The sequence below is a fragment of the Nodosilinea sp. LEGE 07088 genome (genome assembly GCF_015207395.1).
Lineage (GTDB): Bacteria > Cyanobacteriota > Cyanobacteriia > Phormidesmidales > Phormidesmidaceae > Nodosilinea.
The window spans coordinates 113,434-132,365 of the sequence record NZ_JADEWX010000001.1; the positions used below are offsets into that span (position 1 = coordinate 113,434).

At 58.5% G+C, this 18,932-nt stretch carries 12 protein-coding genes; all 12 read right to left on the reverse strand.

The window, feature by feature from the left end:
• Positions 1 to 393 precede the first annotated feature (393 nt).
• Genes IQ254_RS00565 through IQ254_RS00620 form a run of 12 tightly spaced genes read right to left on the reverse strand, consistent with a single transcriptional unit; the run spans position 394 to position 18,932 of the window.
• On the reverse strand, positions 394 to 1,944 hold the full coding sequence (locus IQ254_RS00565) for a bifunctional DNA primase/polymerase (protein WP_193963212.1): 1,551 nt from the start codon (positions 1,942 to 1,944) through the stop codon (positions 394 to 396).
• The gene (locus IQ254_RS00570) at positions 1,916 to 2,218 is read right to left on the reverse strand and encodes a hypothetical protein (protein WP_193963213.1); all 303 of its coding nucleotides are present in this window, start codon (positions 2,216 to 2,218) and stop codon (positions 1,916 to 1,918) included. Before IQ254_RS00570 ends, IQ254_RS00565 begins: the two co-directional genes overlap by 29 nt.
• Positions 2,215 to 8,883 (reverse strand): strawberry notch C-terminal domain-containing protein, encoded by a 6,669-nt coding sequence (locus IQ254_RS00575; RefSeq protein ID WP_228039852.1) that lies wholly within the window; start codon positions 8,881 to 8,883, stop codon positions 2,215 to 2,217. The genes IQ254_RS00570 and IQ254_RS00575 overlap by 4 nt, the downstream gene beginning before the upstream one ends.
• 2 nt (positions 8,884 to 8,885) lie before the next feature.
• Positions 8,886 to 10,475 carry a hypothetical protein gene (locus IQ254_RS00580; RefSeq protein ID WP_193963214.1) on the reverse strand — a complete coding sequence of 530 codons (1,590 nt, stop codon included), beginning with the start codon at positions 10,473 to 10,475 and terminating at the stop codon, positions 8,886 to 8,888.
• Positions 10,463 to 10,861: a hypothetical protein gene (locus tag IQ254_RS00585; protein ID WP_193963215.1), complete on the reverse strand. Its 399-nt coding sequence runs from the start codon at positions 10,859 to 10,861 to the stop codon at positions 10,463 to 10,465. The genes IQ254_RS00580 and IQ254_RS00585 overlap by 13 nt, the downstream gene beginning before the upstream one ends.
• An 11-nt stretch (positions 10,862 to 10,872) precedes the next feature.
• Positions 10,873 to 12,603 carry a type IV secretory system conjugative DNA transfer family protein gene (locus tag IQ254_RS00590; protein WP_193963216.1) on the reverse strand — a complete coding sequence of 577 codons (1,731 nt, stop codon included), beginning with the start codon at positions 12,601 to 12,603 and terminating at the stop codon, positions 10,873 to 10,875.
• Positions 12,603 to 13,121, reverse strand: a complete 519-nt coding sequence (locus tag IQ254_RS00595) for a hypothetical protein (protein WP_193963218.1) — start codon at positions 13,119 to 13,121, stop codon at positions 12,603 to 12,605. The genes IQ254_RS00590 and IQ254_RS00595 overlap by 1 nt, the downstream gene beginning before the upstream one ends.
• Before the next feature lie 11 nt (positions 13,122 to 13,132).
• Positions 13,133 to 14,842, reverse strand: coding sequence for a M23 family metallopeptidase (locus tag IQ254_RS00600; RefSeq protein WP_193963219.1), 1,710 nt, complete (start codon positions 14,840 to 14,842; stop codon positions 13,133 to 13,135).
• A 22-nt stretch (positions 14,843 to 14,864) separates the two neighbouring features.
• Positions 14,865 to 15,593: a hypothetical protein gene (locus tag IQ254_RS00605; protein WP_193963220.1), complete on the reverse strand. Its 729-nt coding sequence runs from the start codon at positions 15,591 to 15,593 to the stop codon at positions 14,865 to 14,867.
• Positions 15,590 to 17,074, reverse strand: a complete 1,485-nt coding sequence (locus IQ254_RS00610; protein ID WP_193963221.1) for a TrbI/VirB10 family protein — start codon at positions 17,072 to 17,074, stop codon at positions 15,590 to 15,592. The genes IQ254_RS00605 and IQ254_RS00610 overlap by 4 nt, the downstream gene beginning before the upstream one ends.
• On the reverse strand, positions 17,074 to 17,808 hold the full coding sequence (locus IQ254_RS00615; protein ID WP_193963222.1) for a hypothetical protein: 735 nt from the start codon (positions 17,806 to 17,808) through the stop codon (positions 17,074 to 17,076). The genes IQ254_RS00610 and IQ254_RS00615 overlap by 1 nt, the downstream gene beginning before the upstream one ends.
• A 23-nt stretch (positions 17,809 to 17,831) precedes the next feature.
• Positions 17,832 to 18,932, reverse strand: coding sequence for a hypothetical protein (locus IQ254_RS00620; protein ID WP_193963223.1), 1,101 nt, complete (start codon positions 18,930 to 18,932; stop codon positions 17,832 to 17,834).

The following is an 18,932-nucleotide window of genomic DNA, read 5'->3' on the forward strand; positions in this document are numbered from 1 at the left end:
AGTGATGATACTGCCGATATTGTTGACGTTGACAACCGGAATGTTGTTTCAACTAGCTGTCGCGAGCGATCGTGCTAACGACTTTCTTTGGCTTTTAGAGTTGCATCGGGGCAAATTTGGTCAAATCAATCTAGATCTTGTTTACCCATTTCTAAATGCGTTGGGTCTCTTGACGCTGCTAATTAGTGGCATCTTAATGTGGCTACAATCGCCCACCAGTAAGCGCAAGCAAATTTGATCATGCGAGATCTCCTATCGGACAAAGCCTGGGACAACAGAAGCTAGCCATTTTTTGACAGCACCTATACGTTGTCATCACTCAAACTACTGCTATCTTTGCTGCCAGTGCCCTGTTATTCTTTTTTTCAGATTCCGGATATCATCCTATCCCTCTTACTCTAGCTCTCGAGTATTCATAGGACGAGAATGCATGGGACTAACCCATGTCTTGCGGCAAAGGCGCACCGTTTCAGCCCGAAATCGGCTCAAATCAGACATAGTCAGCTTCGATGAGGCAATCACATTACCCTGCGATCGCAGAATTATTCCCCGTCCTTGGGCCTTGACAGTCAACTCTTGTCCTTCTGCTGCTATTTGGTAAATTCGCCCCTGTACATACTGCTTGGGCTTTTCTGAACTAGAACAATCTTTATAGGAAGTCGATTGACTTCTGGTGTGATTTAGAATCTGCCAGGCATAATTCGCAAATACCTCAATCTCCGCAGATAAAGTAAGTATGTTCTGATTGCCATGGCCTCCCGACACAACTGCCTTAGAGCCGGTATCGTGTTGACGCTGATAGCTGTTTGCCGACCTAGACTGCCGAAGCTGGTCATAGGTTTTCTCAGCAAATGCCACAATATCTTGCTTAATTGTTTTAGGGCAGAAATCACGATAGGCTTGTTGGTCTAATTTCCAGACACGTTTCCAAGCACTGACTTCGCCATCCGTAAAGACGACAGCAGGAGAACAGTTTGCTGGATCTGGAACACTTTGGATAATGCGATCAATGCGATCTTCATCAATACCTAACGCTGCTCCACCCGCTCGCGCCAGCTCTTCCGCATTGCCGCTAATCGGCACCCGGTTCTGAGCGGTCCAGTTTTCCCACCCGTAGAACTCCCGCAGCGCAAAGGTCAGCGAGTGCGATCGCGATTCCAACGGACTATCTCCATGCAGCACCGCCTGGGCCTTCGCTGCGGCCAGCTCCTCCAGCCGCAAGACTCCCAGTTGGGCAGGCTGCGACTGAATTAGGGGGCGAGCCTGACGGGATGGCTTCTGCTTTCTTCGACCACTCACCGGATACAGCCCGATTGCATCCAGCCGCTCCACCCAAACCGGTGGCACCCGCTGCACATTGACATAGGCATTCCCACTCGGGCCAGTTGTCGGCGCGAGCACCGTGAAGCGTCCCTGCCCCAGAGCCTCCCCCATGTGGTGGCCGCCCACCCCATCCAGCGAGAAATTGGTAAAGGTCTTTTCGTGAGCCCGCACTGCCAACCGCCAGCCGCCGCTGTGGGTACGCTCGGTAAAGGTTTGCTGTAAGAGCAGGGATTGGCCCAGCCAATCGGCAATCCGCTGATCACAGGCCTGCTGCGACTCAAACTGCTTCACATCCACATCAATCCAAATAATATTGTGCCAACCACCTAAGGTGCCAATGCCGTTATCAGGGTGGGCAAACCAGGTCTGAAGCTCTGCCGCAGTCGGCAACCGATTCTGATACTGGGTATGCCGAATCAGGTGAGGAATTCCACGCTGATCCAAAAAACTGGGGTTCTTGCCGGTAAAAGCGGGCACCAGAGCCCCGTCTTTGTCGCGCTTCAGGCTGCCATCGCGATCTCGGGCTGGGTAGTGCGTCGGGTCTTGGGCTGGGGCAACGGGTAGCGGCGGCAACCCTTGCTCCCGGAGCCAATCAAACGTGGCTCGAAGGACTGGGTTCATCGGCTTGGCTCGCTGGGGTTTGAAAGATCCATTCCATGGGGTGGACAGCGCCAGTGACCAATTCCAATCGGTTGACCGTGATCTGCTGGTTCACCAGGGCATAGACCAGTACCCCATCCCAAAACATCTCCAGGCGATCGGATTCGCACTCCGCTGTCCACTCCACATCGAGCTGCATTTCGTTGCCCTCCACATGCACGGCCTTTTGCCCATCGCACAAGATCACGATGGACTGGGGGCGGTAGTCGGCGGGCAAGGGGGCCAGGGTCATCATCGTTCAAGTCCTACTGAGGTCGGGGTGGGCACACGGTCTGATTCTAGGCGCTGCACAAATCGCTGAAACCGCTGGCAGTCTTCAGCCGTCACTACCGTGCACTGAATTTTTCCCTGGGCCATTTCCAAAATGGTTTGGGGTTGAGGCGTCACTCGGCGGACGGTCAGCCGGTCAGCGGTCTGCTTCAGTTCATAAACTTTGCCACGAAACTGGGTATGGGGGCCTCGGGTCTGCCCGATCACCGACAAAATTTTCTGGGAAGCTTGGGCCACGTATTCTCCGCGCTGCTGCAATGCCCGATATTGGGCTAGATCCTGAGCCATCGACTGCTGTAGGTTTGGCGCGAGGTCAAAGCCGTTGCCATTGGCTTGTTTGGCTGAGAGGCCTAACTGCTTGATCTGTTCCAGGTGCAGTGGGTCGTGGCCCAAATCGCGGGCAGCTCGGTACCAGTCGCGTAGGGTTTCTAAGGCTGAATGCTGTAACGGTTCTGGGGACTCCGGGGCTCCATTATTTGCCTGTTGCCTCTTGTCAGCTACTTCTGGAACCGTAGGCGCTATCAATGATCCCGTAGGCTGCGCTGTAATAACCTCTGATGCTGGCGCTGTTGGTTGAGGTTGTTCCGCCACGCTAGTCCAGGCTGGATCGGCAGTCTGGCGCTCCTTATGTCCATTTTGGTGAGCCCCATTGAACTGGTCGAGGTCAAATAGGTTTTGTACCTGAAATTCAGGTTCTTCAACCGCTGGTGCTGAGGACTGGGGCTTTGGAATATGTTCGACAGGAGCTGGGGCTGGTTCTTCCAGGATTGGTTCTGGGCGTTGATGGGGGTGGACGGCGATCGCCCCTTCTACCTCCGCAATCACCACCTCCCCCTGCTGGGTCAGCCTGTCCAAATACTTGTGCAAACTCTGCACCGGAAACCCTGCCACTCGTACCCGTCCGAGTTCCTTCACCCCAGACTCCATGCTGGTACCAATCATCTCCAGATGCTCGATCAAGGGCTGAGCGCCCTCAAAAAATGCCTCATAAAACCGGTCATCTGGCGACTTCACCAGCACGATCGCCTCGGGATACTGGTCTTTTACCTCCAAATATTGCCGCATATCACTCGGCATCGAGGCGCGATCCTCTTCAGGTTCAACCGCCTCAACTTTGGGCTCCGCCTGGGCCTGGAGTTGGGCTTTTGCCGATTCTGCAAACCCCTGCTGCACTATGTTTTTGGAGAAAATCTGGGCAAAGGCGCGATCTGGAATCCGCGATTCCCCACCCCGCAGACTCTGCACCGCCGTCTCCTTAAACTCGATGTGCCCCTCGCCCCGCACCCGAAACACCATCTCCGAGTCGATGAACATATCCCCGTTCTGGGTCAAGTAATGGGTCAGGTACAGCTCATCCCCCTGGCGCTCCACCACCAACGGAATGAATGGCTCATTCTCAATTCGCAGGTGAAAGTCTTGGGAGGCCATGACGTCTTGCTCAATCCCGGCATTCCTCAAAAACCGTAGAATCCGTTTCTCCAGTTGACCCATCGGGGGGTGATTGGGTACGGGCGGGGACACCGGAGTTTCGACCGCAGGCCTTTCCACTGTCGGCTCTGACCTGGGTTGGCTTGCAGGCACAACCGGCTGAGAAACAACCGGGGGCTTGACCGCTTCCACCTCCACTTTCTCCAACGTTGGCAATGATACCCCCATCAACTGCCGCGCTACCTCCTTAAACTCAAATGCCGCCAGGGTATAGTTCCGCTGGTGCATCACCACTCCCAGCACCCGCTCTAACCGCTCTGGTGGGATGACGACCTCCATGCGATCGGCGACCGAATAAAAATCCGACCCCGCCGCTGCAATTAATTCTTCATCGAGGTAGTACCGCCCGCCGGACTCCTTCGATTTCGGCGCTTGCAGAGTAAACCCCTCCCCCGCCTGCTGCGGCTTCAGCAACAACAACTCATCGAGGGTCTTCACCGTCCCTTTCCGGTTGGTCAGCTCCGTCAGGAACCTGAACACCTGCTGCGGCTCCTTAAACGCCACTGGCTCTTTGGTCAGCTCCGACTCAATATCAAAGCCCTTGGGCATGATCAGCCCCTGACAGACCTCGACTCGGTAGTCGGTGTAGTTCACCAGCTTGCCGTTGGAATACTTCTCAAACGCCTTAATTAGGTTGCCGGTGAAGATCTGCCGGTTGACCCGCCCCGCCTCCTGCTGCATGTCGAACAGGGAATAGACGCTATTGCCAAACCAGTCTTCGGATTGAACCGTGGCATCGAGCGATCCGCTCCGACCCGTGTTGAACTTGGAGAAGGGCACCGTAATCTGCCTCGCTGAATCAGCGACCAGAATTCTGAGCTTCCAGCGATTGGGTGCCGCTGGACTGCCCGATCGCTTCTTGGCATCAGCCCCCGCAACCACCCCGTAAAGAATAGTTTTGCTAGCCGGGGTCACCAACCGGAGCGGTGTCCCTGGAACGAAGGTTTCCAGCACGCCAGAGACATGCGTGAGCTGCTGTTCAATGCGGTCATTTAGCTTTTCAATCGCCTTACTGTCTTGCTTTTGGGCCACTGCCGCCTGCCGATACTGGTTCGTCTGCGTTTCCAACTCGGTAATTGTCGCCGCCACCTGCTGCCTCGCCTGGGTGGCCAGAGTATCTGGGTCATGGGCTTCTACCGAATTCACCTCCGCCAACCCCACCGACTCGCGAACCGCATTGATCGCCTGGAGCTGGGTCAGCGGCTTGCTCTCACTCTTCGCTTCCACCAACTCCAGATACACCGGCCCCGTGAACTCGCTGGCTATCTCGCTATCATCGGCCATCACCTCCATCCGAGCCAGCGGCCTGGCCTCCAAATCCAGCTGATCTGCCTCCAGAATGTTCTCCCCCATCGCCCTGGCCTGATCCACCAGGTCGCGGTACTCCGATTCGATCAGGCTGTAGACGGCTTCTTGTTCAGCGATCGGCAATAGCGGAATCCGCCCTGTCACCTTCTTGATCAGGGCAATATCCGAGGCATCGTTCCCGATTTGAGCAGCGGGGAAATCTAGCTTGGCATTGAGGTCTGGGTCATCCGCCAACAGCTCCGTCACCACCTGCTCGCCGTAGGGGTTCATGAAATCTACGACGGTGTTCAGCGAGATATCGGTCTCCCGTGCCGCTGTCGTGTTGGCATTCAGACTCGCCATCTTGCGACAGAGAATTGCTCCTGGACGCTTTTCCGCTGGAAGATCTCCCATCAGCAGCGTGTAAGCAGGTAGCGCCACCTGTCCGGTGCGATGCACCCGTCCCAGCATTTGCATAAACACATTGATGTCCCGCTCCGACTGGGCCACAATCATGTGGCGAGGCCGCTGGTCAGCAAACTTCTCTGAGGCATGGAGCGAAATCCCTGTAGACCCCGAGCAGTTCAACAGAATGACATCGGCATCCCCGGCGTTGAACCGGGCCACGGCATCGATCTTGCCCTTGGCCTTCTTTTCCTCCCCCAGTCGCACTTTGTAGGCCATAGATCCATCGGCCCCATACTCGATGCCCGCCGTCCGCCCGGTGACTTCGGTAACCCGGTAGCCTGCCCGCTCTAGCTGCTGCTCAATGTAGTCAATCGGGCTGATGGGAATGCCGCTGAAGTCGGACTCTTGAATACAGCCCAGCGCTTCCTCGTAGGCCAGAACGGCATCGCCGCCTAATTGCTCATCGCTGAGTCGCAGCCGAGTGGAGTGGCCTTGGTAGTCTGTCACCACCACGTCCCTAGATCGCTCCAGATACCGCTCCAGCAGATCCCCAAAGGACAAGTTCATCCCGTCCCCAGGGCTCAAATCACGGGACTCCGCATAGGCCTGGATGAAGCTGCCCATCGTATTGGCCACGGTAATTACCGGCTTTTCGCCCCGATTCAGGGCCGCAATGGCTTCCTCAACCGTCGCATCCGCCTTTTGGGCCAGCAATCCCTGCTCAATGCAGTTGTGCATCAACGAGGTGAAGTTGGTACTCCTGGCTCCCACCTCGCCAATCGCTCCATCCTCACCTAACGCTTTAGCCTCCGCCTTCGCCTCATTACTGATCGCCTTGACCGCCTTCTGCTTCGCCCGGTCAAAGTCCTTAATCGCCCGCATCGCCGCCGAGAAGTCGTCCGCTACCTCCCGATCCACCGGCACCGTCTTGGCTTGAAACGAAATGCCCTCATAGGAGCGCTCCCGCCTGAGCATTTGCCCCGAAGCGACAAACTTACTGGCGACAATCTGCTGGAGGGGCACACCTCCACGGGTGAGGATATTTTCCAGCGCCGTCATGCTGCTAACACCCAACCGCAAATCGGTACGCCGGGCATAGAGATCCATCACCTCGGCCCGTTTGGCGTAGGTGGCCGAGGAATAAAACACCCCCGACGACAGATCGATCAACTCCCGCACAAAGTCGGCCCGGTCGGGTGGCCCAGCTTCCTTCCACCCGCCCTTGCTGCCCCCCGCCTGGTGGGCCTCATCGAGAATCAAGATGGCATTGGGAGCCATCCGCCTCAGGAAGGTGCGGCGCAGAGGTTCTTTCTTTCCTACCGTCTGAAGCTGGCTGTAGGTGGTAAACACGGCACTGTAGCGGCCCAGATTGCCCTGCTGAATCATCGCCTGCATTTCCGCCTGCTGCTTGGCGGCCCCAGCGGTCTTCAATGCCGCGCCATTGGCCAAGGGAATCTCGGTGCCGCTATCGGTAATGAAGGGCGTAAACCGCCGCATCCCGATATCCCCCACATCCCGCATCATGTCGGCGTAAAGGGGTTTGTCCTTGGTGATGAACAGCGCAATCTTGCCCTGCTGCTGGGCGTAACGCATGATGCTGGCACAGATGCGGCCCTTGCCGATGCCGGTCTGGTCGCCCGTGATGAACCCCGCCCCCCGCTCAATGTTGCTGATCGCCAGGGCCGAGGCATCGACCTGTTCAGCGCTGAAGTAGCCGTGGAGTTCGGACACAGAACCATAGCCCAGTCGGGTGGCCAGGTACTCATCAATGTCGCCGTGGTGATGCTCGAAGTGCTCCAGCGCCTGCTGGGCCGCACTGGCCATGTTGAAGGGAATCAGGGTCTGAGTCGAAAAGCCCTTGCTCTTGGGTACATAGACCACCTGCCGGGGCTGGACATCATACGTGTCTGCCGACGGTGCCACAGCCTCGCCGGTTGAAAGAGGAGTATTCATGGTGAGTTCTGAGTGAGGTTTTACAGGCTCAGTTCGGCCAGCCACGCCTCTAGCGTGGTCTCGTCGTGCAGGCTGATCCAGTCCAGGTAATCCGGGTAGCTGGGGGTTACGGGCGTTACCGGAAAGATCCCCCCGTAGTGGCCCAGTCGTTCCTGAAACCGCCAGTTGCTCCGAATCAAGGTCTCCGCCCACTGCTGCCGCCAATACTCCAGAGCCAAGTCCGGCTCCTCGTCCGGCTCCAGTATCGGAATTTCCTGAGCCCAGTCCAATTCGCTGAGAGTCGTGGCCAGCCCTTGTTGCGTCTCGATTTGGGAGGTTTCCGAGACCGAGTCCTGAATCATTCTGTCCAGCCGAGTTTGCATCAGCTGCAGGTAAGTCGCTTCGCTCAGCTGCTCTAGCGCTGGTGGCACCCTGACGATGAACAGTGTTCCCAGGCCCTCCAGCGTCCAGAGGTTGGGAAAGCTGGGGTACTGGCTGGTCATGAATGGATACGTCCAGGGAGAAACGGGCGTGGTGGATAGGTTCATGGGGAATCAACTCCTTAAGTTCAGCAAACGATTTGTAGATAACCGGGACATCAGCAGCCGGTAACGGGCATTCAGACTGTCCTCGGCCTTCAATCACAATCAGATCAATCGGAAAACCCGCGCCTTGCTTGCGGTACAGGTCACCCCAGATAGAAATGTGTTGGGTAACGGCGTACTGCTGATATAGGGCATAGAAGAAACCTCGACTTTCCAGGCTGTTGTAGCGCTCAGACCGCAGTTCTTCATCCACCCCCAGCTTGCCGCCCAGGATCAGCACGGCGCGACCATCGTCCTTCATCGCCCCTAGAGCTTGAAACGAGATCGCCTGATCAATCTGAGTCGTTCCCCGCAGGTTGCCGGGCAAACTGAACCGTTTACGTTGCCCCTGAGCATCTCGCACCGCGCCAAAGGGTGGATTGGCGATCACCACGTCATGCAGACGTTCCGGCTGATACTCCGCCGCATCCCACTCCGTGACGATGTACCCCTGAGCCCGCAAGTCAGCGGCGCGGTCTGGATTGAGTTCATTGACGGTCACCTGGGTGGGGTCAGTTCCCACCAGCAATGCGCCATGGCCAGCAGAAGGTTCGTAGACGATGGTCTCGGGGGTAATGCCAGCCAGGGTAGAGGCCAAAAACGCGATGGGAATCGGCGTGCTGTAGGCCTGCTGCAAAACGCTGGTGGAGGAGCGCACATTTAGGGCTGGCTGTCGGTTATGCAACTCGACCAGCCGCTCATAGGCGTCGCGGGGGGTGGCTGAGGTTTGAAGGATCCCCTGGGCTGCTCGCACCAGCGCCCCCTCCACCGCTTCATCCACCTGCTTCGCCAGCGCCGTGCCGGGGTTGACCGGCGTGCCCAACACCAACGCCGCCTGTTGCCGGGCGGCGGTGATTGTCGTAAACCCTTCATCCCCCAGAAAGTGGGCGGTGAAGTGGTTCACGAGCTGCTGTTGGGCGTCTTCTACCATTCCTACTCACCCATGGCCATGCCCACGGCGCGGCTGCGTTGTCGGCTGTTCAGGGGTGTCACTTTTGCTGGTTGGTGGAGCTGCAAGTCCTGGCTCAGTTCCCGATCAATAAAGCGAAAGTAGGCTATGTCCTTAGACGTGAGATCAGATTTGATTTTGCCGTTGTCGATGCTGAGAATTGCCCCCCGCTCTCCCGCCTGAATTTTTAGGCTGTTGGGGGTCTCCTCAATCCGGTACTGGCTGCCCCCTTGAAACACTCGCTTGCCCTGCACGTTGGGGCGACTGCCGGTGACATCGAGCAGTTTGCGGGCGGTTTTAGCCAGAGCCAGGGCAGTGAGATCACGGGTGATGCCCATGTCGCCCGCTGGTGCAAGGTTGCCCAATTGCCGTACCCGCATGGGAGGCTCTGGGGACAGACCATCCACCCCCTGGATCTGGATCTGCTGGCGGGCTTTCATAAAGTCTGCCTCTTGGGACACCACCATGTCGTTTTTGAGGATGTCTAGCCCCCAGCGAGTTTTGCGAGCCGTCATTAACTCGATGCCTTCGCGGTCTGAGACAGTGACCATGCGGCCCTTGGAGCTGACCACGTAGTTCTCCGCTACATAGAAGCCTCGGCCAGAGCTGTAGGCAGTCCCGTACTTTTGGAGCAAATCCACCGCTGTGGAGGCGACTTGCCGACGGCGGATATTTACAGCCAGAGCCACCACCCGCTCGGTTAACTGCTGGGACGAACGCCGCATCACCCGAGTGGTCTGCTGCATCCATTTCTGGGTGGCTTTTTCTACCACCTGCTGGTTCTGGCGCTCCATCACGTTGAGGATGGAGACTGCCCTGGGCGAGGCCATGGCCAGGGGCTGAGCTGCAACTCGGGTAGGCGCAGGCTGGCTAGCGGGTGGTAAATTTTCTGGCTCTACCAAAGACAGGGCAGGCTCGACCTTCTGGAGTAGGGGCACCTTGGGTTCCGCTGCTGCTTTGATCGAAGACACGGGCATAGGAGCGGGAGACACAGCATCCCCGACTCCAGGCGGAACGGCTGCTATTGACTCTTCATGGGAGGCTTCCGCCTGAGGCACTTCCGCCTGAGGTACTTCCGCCTGAACAACTGGATCTGGCTCTAGTCGGTTGGTCTCAACTGCCCCCTTGCTCATCCGATAAACCAGTTCATCTCCGGCCTTGATGTTGATCGTCCCTTTGGCCCCAGCAGTTGCCTCAGCGCCCGCCTGCGGAGGCGCATCTACCGCCGCCTGGAGCAGCTTCAGCGTGTTGGCATTGAGCTTGTTAACGGGGTCTTTATCGGCATAGCCCTCGCGGTAGACAATCTCACGGCCCATCTTAATTTCGATGGGCTCAGCGACGGCTTGGGGCAAATCTACAGCATCCTCAGACTGAGCGTCCTGTGCTTCAGTTTCCGGGTCTTGCTCCTTCTGTCGAGCAGCCTGAAGCCGCTCGCGCAGCATCTGAATAAAGGCCTGTACAGCCTCGGCGGTTGATTGAGCCGTGGCCGCTGCCATTTCGCTAGAGGCCAGGGTGGTGTGAGCATAATCCTGCTCGATTTGTTTCGCTTCGCCAGGGTTTACTACGGCTTGCATGGTTCCTCCTTTAGGGGGTCTAGGCCTTCTAACTCCATCAGGGGCATGACTTTGATACGGTTAATCACCTCCAGCCCTTGAACCGAAAAGTAGGCGGTGTCGCCATCGATCAGCCACTCCACCAGGGTTGGCGTATAGTCAATATCCACATCGGCGCACTGGGCATGAATCCGGCCATCCCGCCAGTGAAACACCGTCACATCGTCGTACAGCAACTCAATCTCGCGGGGCACATAGTCCGCACCCAGGGGCGGCTGATCTAACACCAACGCCAGATCAGCGGCGATGTTGGGGTAAGCCAGCAGGGCGGTGACCGTATCCACAGGCAGCTTCGCCCGCAGGGTCTGCGCCAGCATGAGATCAGGGGATTGAATCGTTGTCGTCATCGGGGTTTCTCCTAGAGCAAACTGCTGTATTTATCGATTAGGCCAGCGGGGTCGGGGTAGGCCGAGTTGACCGGGGCCTGGGGCTCCGGCAGCATCGCTTCCACCATCTGTCGCCGCTTTTCTAAATCAGCGGCAGTGGGCATCCGCTGCGGGCTGCGGCGCACCAGGCGAGCATGGATTTTGGCCCATAGGGCTTCGCTCCCCTCGCTGGCCTGCACATCGGCTTTAGGAATCTTGATCGCCTGCTGAATAGGAATCCCCGCTTCCCCATGGGAGGTAAAGCCGGGGTTGATCAAAATGCATTTACCCGGCGGTAGGCGTAGAAACTGGCTGGGTTCAAATAGCTTGCGGGTGCGCTCCTGGTCAGAGATGGTGGTGCTGGATTTGCCGCCGCCGCGATTCCGCGATTTTTGCTTGTGCTGAATTTCCTCATCCCCCAGAAAGTCTGAGAACATGCGGGCCGCTTCGTATTCCTGGGGGTTGAAGACCGCTTTGGTGGCACAGGCCCCCAAGATGGCGCGGGCCAGCTCGCGACCGTAGGTTTTCTCTAGCTGCACCAGATTTTGAAAGCCTAGGATGACCGCTAGACCGTCCTCCCGGTTTTCGTTGAGCCACTGCACCAGAGTGGGCAGGTAGAGGGTGGGCAGCTCGTCAATGGCGACAACTAACGGATCTTGCCGACGCTGAGCCACATTGCGGGTGACCAGCATGTGCAGCACGGTGGCCACCAGTGGCCCCACCACATCCCGTCGCTCCCGATCCATCCCCAGAATCAGCAGTTGCTTGCCGGTCAGATCTAAGGGGATAGAGGTTTGGCCGCAGAAAGCCCCCAACACCCCTTCTTTCATGAAGCGGGTAAAGGTCTCGCTGGCGCTGCCCACGATGCCGCTGGCCGTTTTCTCGGCATCCTTGACCCCAATCAATTGGTTGAAAGACACCCGAATCCAGCTGTTCATGCCTTGAGCGGCAGCCACCCGGTTGCCCAGATTGGTGAGCCCTAACACCGCCTGGGCGGTCATGATGTCGGGGTACTGGGTGGACTTGGCTAGCATTAACAGGGCTTCTGTCAGCTGATCGCCTGCAGCGGCGAAGAAGCCGTCTTCGGTGCTCTGGGTCATCAGCCGAAAGTTTTTGTTGAGCACGGTGGCAATTTGCCGGGCCATCTCGGCATCGGACTCGCTGCGGAGGAAGTCGATGGGGTTGCACACCTCGGACTCAGGAAAGCCGGGGGCCAGCACTCGCACGTCGTAGCCCAGCTTGGCGGCATAGGCGGCATGGCGAGCGCTTTGGGTCGGGTACTTAAAGTCGTACATGGCCACCGGCAGACCCTGGTCGAGGGCGGAGCGAATCAGTGGGTCAATGACGCTAAAGGTTTTGCCGGAGCCTGGCCCACCGCAAACGGCAATGCCCCGCTGAAGGTCGGGCAGATAAAGGGATTTAACGTCTTTCTTGCGAGTGGGCTTGCCGATGTAGAGAGAAACCGCGTTGCGTTTGTGTTCCTGAATCTGCCGTACCGCACGCTTGCGGGCGGCGGACTTCTCTGGGCTGCCACCAAAGCGACTGGTGGCGAGCTTACCTTTCTTGCCTTGGCTCATCAGGGAGAAGGCAGCAATCAGCACCGCACAGCCGAGCAGGGTGAGCCCCTGGCGGGACTGGAGTGAGGTTACCAACTGAGAGATTGACTGAGTTGAGGTGGAATCCACCTGCCCCAACGTTGAGGGTTCCTCAGTGAAATAACGCATCAGCGCAGCACCTCATAGCTATTGGGCGGTAGCTCAATGCCTAGTTCCTCCAGCGCCCAAAGGTATTCCTCAGGAAACTGGCTGCGGGTACCTTCAGGGGCTGCCGTTAGATACTCGGTTAGCTGCTGCTGGTAGGCATCGCGTCCGCCCTGTTCTTGCAGCACTTGGGTGTAGCGCTGGAGGGCTAACTCACGGGCCAAGTTTAGGGGGATGTAGTGACTCAGCACCGGGTCATCCTCCGGCAGCAGAGACCGGCAGACGGCTTGAGTGTCCAGGTAAATCAATACCTCCTGGTAGGTCTCGCCTTCACCAGCCCCGATTAGGAGATAGCTGCCGGAGGCTGTCTCAACAAGGCCCCAGAGTTTGGTGGCCTGGGTCTGGAGAGGCAGGCAGTCGTAGACCGCCTCTGGAATGGGGTCTGACGCCCGAGCCAGATTGAGGCCCACAATCGAGATTAAGCCAACCAGCAGGAGGCAGAGGCCTGCTAAACCTGCGAAGACAGTACGGTTAAGTCTCATCGCTACACTCCTTAACTGAGATAGTTCATAGGGTTCTGGGGCTGGCCGTTCTGGCGCACCTCAAAGTGCAAATGCGGCCCTGTTGACCAGCCCGTGCTGTTGGCGCGACCGACCGGCTCGCCTTGGGCGATGATGTCGCCCGCTTGCACGAAAAAGCCTTGCAGATGGGCGTAGTAGGTCTCTACACCATTGCCGTGGTTGACGACGACGAGCCTGCCGTAGCCGCTGGTGAGAGAGCCACTAATGCCCGCGAAGGTGACCTGTCCGCCGTCAGCCGCTCGAATGATGGTGCCGGTGGGGGTGCCAAAATCGGTGCCGCTGTGGAGACGGCGATCGCCATGGATTGGGTGAGTGCGATAGCCAAAACTACTGGTGATGCCATAGCCCGGTGCCGGGTGAATGAATCGTCCAGTAGCGGTGCCGGGCGATCCTGAACCTCTGGCAGCAGGCGCTGGCGTGGGCCTCGTTTCCCCGGTCTGCGGGTCGATTCCTTTTGCCGCTGCAACGTCGGCTGAATCGGTGGTCGAAAGGCCTTCCTTGATTTGTCCCAAGAAGACCATGCCTTCTTCCTGCACCGGTAGCCAGGGAATGGGGCCGATGAAATAGGGAGTACAGCCCAAGTCCATAAACAGGTTGCGGACGCACATGCGGAAATACAGCCCGGTTTCAGCGGTACCGGAGGCCTCATCGGTCTCTAATACCGCCACCTTGAACGCATTGCCAAAGGGATGGCGACCGGTGGGTTCAACCCCGCCGTTGGCGGCGGCCAAGGCTCCGCGCCCGCCGCGCACCTGTTGGTACTTGCCGGAGACCCACTGGGTGCCTTCCACCAGCGTGGGTTGCCCGATTTCCAGGTGGGCGCAGTCAGCGTCACAGGGGACATTGAACCCCTCCACATAGCTGCCGCTGATAGTGTTGGTGCGATCGCCTTCCGCCGGGCCAAACACCACATCCACCTGGCCCACCACCACGCCCTGCTCCACGATGGGATTAGGAAAATTGGCGAATGGGACATCGGCGAGACCCGGTACCTGATCGATAACCGACTGCTGCCAGTCGCGGAAGCGTTCCAGCGGAGCCTCCATCAACCCCGGAATATCAGCCAGTCCGTACTGCTCCAGGTTGAGGTCTTTCAGACTGATTGATGCCAAGACCTCATCTTGGAGCACCTCGGCGATCGCGGTTTGCGGGTCTACTTCTCCCCTGAGCAGATCGGCGATCGGAGCCACAGACTCCACAGGACGGTTGGCCAAATCCGGCACCGCCTGCACCAAGTCCCCCAGGGTTTGCCAGGCCACCAGGGCAAAATCCGCCAGCCGCAGGGCAGGCCAATCCAGCCCTACCAAAGCCGCGATCTCATACAGCGAGAACTGCTGGAGTTGAAAGCTCTCCTGAAAATCGCCCAGCTGCATATACTGATCAGCGGTTTGACCGGCCTGCCAGACCCGCGACGGGTCGTAGCCCAGTAGACGGATCAGATCCGCTGGAGCCTCGAAGGAACCTGACTCCAGCACCGCAGGCAGGGTGCGCAAGGTAATTTGCATCCAGTCGGGCTTGGTGCCTAAGATCTGATCTTGAATCACGGGTACAGGTGACCCCGGCTGGAGGCTGGAATGGGCCGGTTGCACCTGCCAGCCATGGAGCGCGATCACCAAAATGAGAACAAAAATCCCGATCACAGGCCGCCATGGCCGCCTGCGCCTGAAAGAATATTGGTTCATGGCTTTAACCTGAGTGGAGAACCTAGAGAGCGGTAGAGTTCAAAGGCGGGTCATCGCGGGCACTGGCCCCCCACTCCGCCAGGCGGGTTATCAGCTCAGGAGAAACCCCGGCTTGCGCTGCGGCGGCAGGCACGGCGAGGCCACCCTGGGCCAGCCGCAAAAAGGTTTGCAGCCGATTCCACAAGTCCTGGTTTTGAGCGATCAGTCCTCTGGATTCAGCTACCTGAAGCCCTCGGCGCACATCCCCTGGCCCCAGGAGCGGATGGATAGGGGAGGTGGGGTTGACCACAACGGTGTGGTAGTCGGGCTCGCCTGTACCAAAGGCGATGCGGAATTCGTAGAGGCGGCGATCTCCTCCAGATGTCTCAGTGATCACCGTCAGCAGTGTGCCGCTGGCCCTGGGCAGATTCTCGAAAGACAGCCCTTGAACTCGTCTCAGATGAACGACGGAGGGCCGCCCCGAGACACAGCCTGAGTCCGCAACGGTGGGGCAGAGCGGTTCGTCAAAATCCAGGGCCACTCGGGACGGATCATCGATCCACACCCGCACAATGCTTTCATTCGTTGGAATAAAGCTCAGGTTGGTGCCATAGCCGGGCCACAGGTGGATGACCGGGGACTGGCTGCCAGTTAATCCTTGGGCATGGCTGGCAGAAACGGAATAGGCTGACTGGGCTTGGGCGGGGTGGGAGGAGATACCTGCTAGAGAAAGTGCCCCAATCACAATCCAGGGAGTCCAAGGTGTTTTCATAGCGCCACCGTTTGATTCACGTACACGTCGACCTCAGTGCCTGGTGGCAAATACCAGACAACAGGGCGATTCAAGATTTCGTCTAGGGCCGCCTGATTGCGTGCTTCCATCTGCCCCGAGAGCTGCTCAAACGCGCCTTCAAGAATCCCAGCCAGAAGATTAGGCTCCCCAGTGTCCTGGGTGATCGCGCTGCTTCCAACAGAGGTAATGACCGAGGAGGTCTTGGGCCGATTCACCAACCCTGCCGCCCGAGATAACCCGGCCATGGCTGCCATCGTGGCATCCATGCGAGCGATATCCATCCCTGGGTCGTCATACTTCTGAGCGATCAGGGGAGTGCCCTCTACTCCGCGTAGTTGAACAGCTCCAGCGGACAGCGGAATCTCCTGACCGGCCTGAATGAAGGAAACCACCGCCAGCTGCGCCAGGCCACTGTCCGCCACCGAGGTCACCTGTGCCACCAGCGACGTGTCTGCCGGTAAGCCGATCTCTCCATTGGCGGTCAGCAAGGGTTCTGTCAGCTGCACCACGAACTGGGGGCTATCTGTCTCCGCCGCCCAGATCAACGGCGTTTCTAGTACGGCTGGGGCCTGGGTTCCAGTCAGCAGCAGGGGCGATGTTGGGAGCAATGCCACCGGCTGGCCCTGGAGAATGGCCGTTTCTTCGGCATGGTTGATGTTTCGGGATGGAGGTGGTGTGCTGACTTGAGCCACTGACGCGGGGACGGGCGTTGGAGCTGCTGTGACTAGAGGTGCAGAAGGTTCCTGCGCCAAAGGACTACCCTGTCCGTAGCTCCCCAAATGGGACAGCGCTAGCCATCGTTCCGTTGGATCGATGACGGGTTGGGCCACCGGTTGGGACACGATGGGGCGAGCTGAAACAGCAGGGGAGACTGGAGCTGGCCGAGGCGGTAGCGGTGCTGGGGCGGGTCGCGCTGCAACAGGCTGAGGTGGTCGTGCCGGGGGTGGAGGCGCGGGAGAAAACTCTGGGGCTTCTCTGGCGGTTGGCGCTTCCGGTTGGGCCGTAGGCTCTTCATTGGCCAAAGCTTCTAGTTCAGCCTGCTGACGCCCCATCGCTAAATCAGTCAGCAGCTGGCCCCGGTCATCGGTAGCACTCACCTCAGTTTCTTCGACCATAGGGTCTGGAAAATCGGCTTGCACCTCCTCAGCCGGTGGAGAGTCATTTTTCATCACCCCGCTGGTGAAGACCGCTAAAACCCCGATCACTAAACCCGTTCCAGCGGCGACAACACCCAGCTTGGTGAAAGGGTTAGCCGCCAGGGATAGCTTGGGCTTGCGATCGCGTAAGGCCTGCCCGTCAATATCCTCAGCATCTAGAAGGGGTTCTGGATCAGAAGCAGCGACAGTAGGTGCAACTGGATAATCAGCAGCCTGTTCTTCGGTAGCGGCAGGTTCTGGTAGGTGTAGTCCCACCAAGTCGGCCATCTCTTGGTCATCCCACAGATTGTTCGGTGTCGTCATCACAAGTCCTCCCGTTCAAGTTCACGGATGGCATAGATTTGCAGGCCAGTTTGGCGAATGCTGTAGATGGCCTGCTCCAACGGGGTGTCGCCATCGGGCACGGCTGGTGCGGTGACGGCCTCGACAAACACCTCCCGGTTAAAGGGAATGGCTTGCCCCAGGGCATTGGCGTCGTTAAAGACATAGAGATGGGCCACCACCGCCACTTTCCAACGCCCCTCCCCAACCACCTCGGGACTCCCAACGTGGTTGATCACCATCACCACCTGACTCGTGCCCGTGAAGACTCCCGGTGGCGTCAGTTCAGCCACCCGCTTCAAGAAGTCCTGGCGGAAGTCTTCGGAAAAAGCAAAGCTGGCCTGCCAACTGGCGGTGGCAATATTGCGTTTGCCCCGTTCCACCTCAATGGGTAGGCCAGGGTCAGCCCTGGGCTGGCTGGCCTTTTCTGCCGTGGTCGCAGGCAGGCTGCCGCTCCAGTTGAACATCAGCACCAGGGTGTCATTGACGAAGCGTCGGATCGTCTCTGGGGTGCGCTCCCGAGAGCCCATGGTGCCCACTCGAATCGCCTGCCCGTCCTGCATTTGCACCAGGGTGGGGGCATCCTGGCGGCTGAGACGGCTCAGGGCACCGGCCTGGAGAAACAAAACCACCAGCATCACCAGCTGCAACCCCACGCTGCCCAAGACAAACAGGGGCAGGTAGTTTGTATTGCGTTTCTCAATCAACTGCACCATGGGATATGTCCTTATGAGTGAGGTCAGCGACGCACGCGGTAGGCCCGACGTCGGCCCGAGTAGCCAGGGGCACGAGCGATGCCACCCATGGCCCCCGTCCCCGCGATCACCCCAGCAGTACTGGTGAGGGCTCCAAAGACCGTCATGCCACCGCCCGACGCCAGAGCCAGAGAGAGAATGGGAGCCAGCAGGCCCAGAAAGAATGGGGCAATCAGCGGATGGGAATCCCCGGCATTGAGTACCGCCAGGGAAACCAGGCCCGAAAGGATGTTGAAACTGAGTTTGGCAATGGCCAAAGAGAAGAACCCCGTCAGCCAGGCGAACAGCGGCTTGGCCCCGACCGGCAGCAACGAGCCGCCCACGGCAAGCGGCCCCAGGGTGGCGGTCAGCAACAGCGAGGCTTCAATCAGCCACTGAAAGGCAATATGCAGCGCCATCAACAGGCCTCGGGTCACGGTCTGAAAGCCTGAGCCCATCAGCGCTCCCCCAAACCGCAGGCCCGAGTCGAGGGGATTATCCCCGGCCTGAGCCGCCTCCAACGCACGGGACAGGGCATTGGGATTGCCGGTTCTAGCGCGGTAGTCTTCGATAAACTCGCGGGCTTCAATCGCCGCCAGCTCAATACAATTCGCCCGCTCTTCGGGGTTTTGCAGTTCGTAGCACTGGTTGCGGCGCTGGATAATGGTCTGCTCCACCGAACCCTCTAAGACCGCCGCCTGATAGGCCTCTTGCAGCCGAATATCGGCAGCGGTGTAGGACAAGACGTCCTGGTTGACCTGGTTGATGTAGTTGCGGATGTCCAGGGTGATGGCCGCCAGGCGATCGCCGTTGTTAGAGAGCAGCACAATCACCAGCAGCGGCCAGATGAAGTCGGCGTAGGCTCGGCTGCTTTCCCCTTCCAGCATCTGCCGCGTCCACTGGGTCATGAACAAGAGCAAAGTCGCGACAGCGAATAAGACCCCGACCCGAGCCAGGGCAAAGTAAAGCCCCCCCTGAAGCACGCTCTCCCAGAGCTGGTTCCAGCTTTCGGCCACGGCTTCGGACGCGACAGCGCCGCCTTCAATGATGTCGGCGGTGTCGCGGGGGAGCTGGGCGATCAGTGAGATGGGCCAATCCAGCAGCAT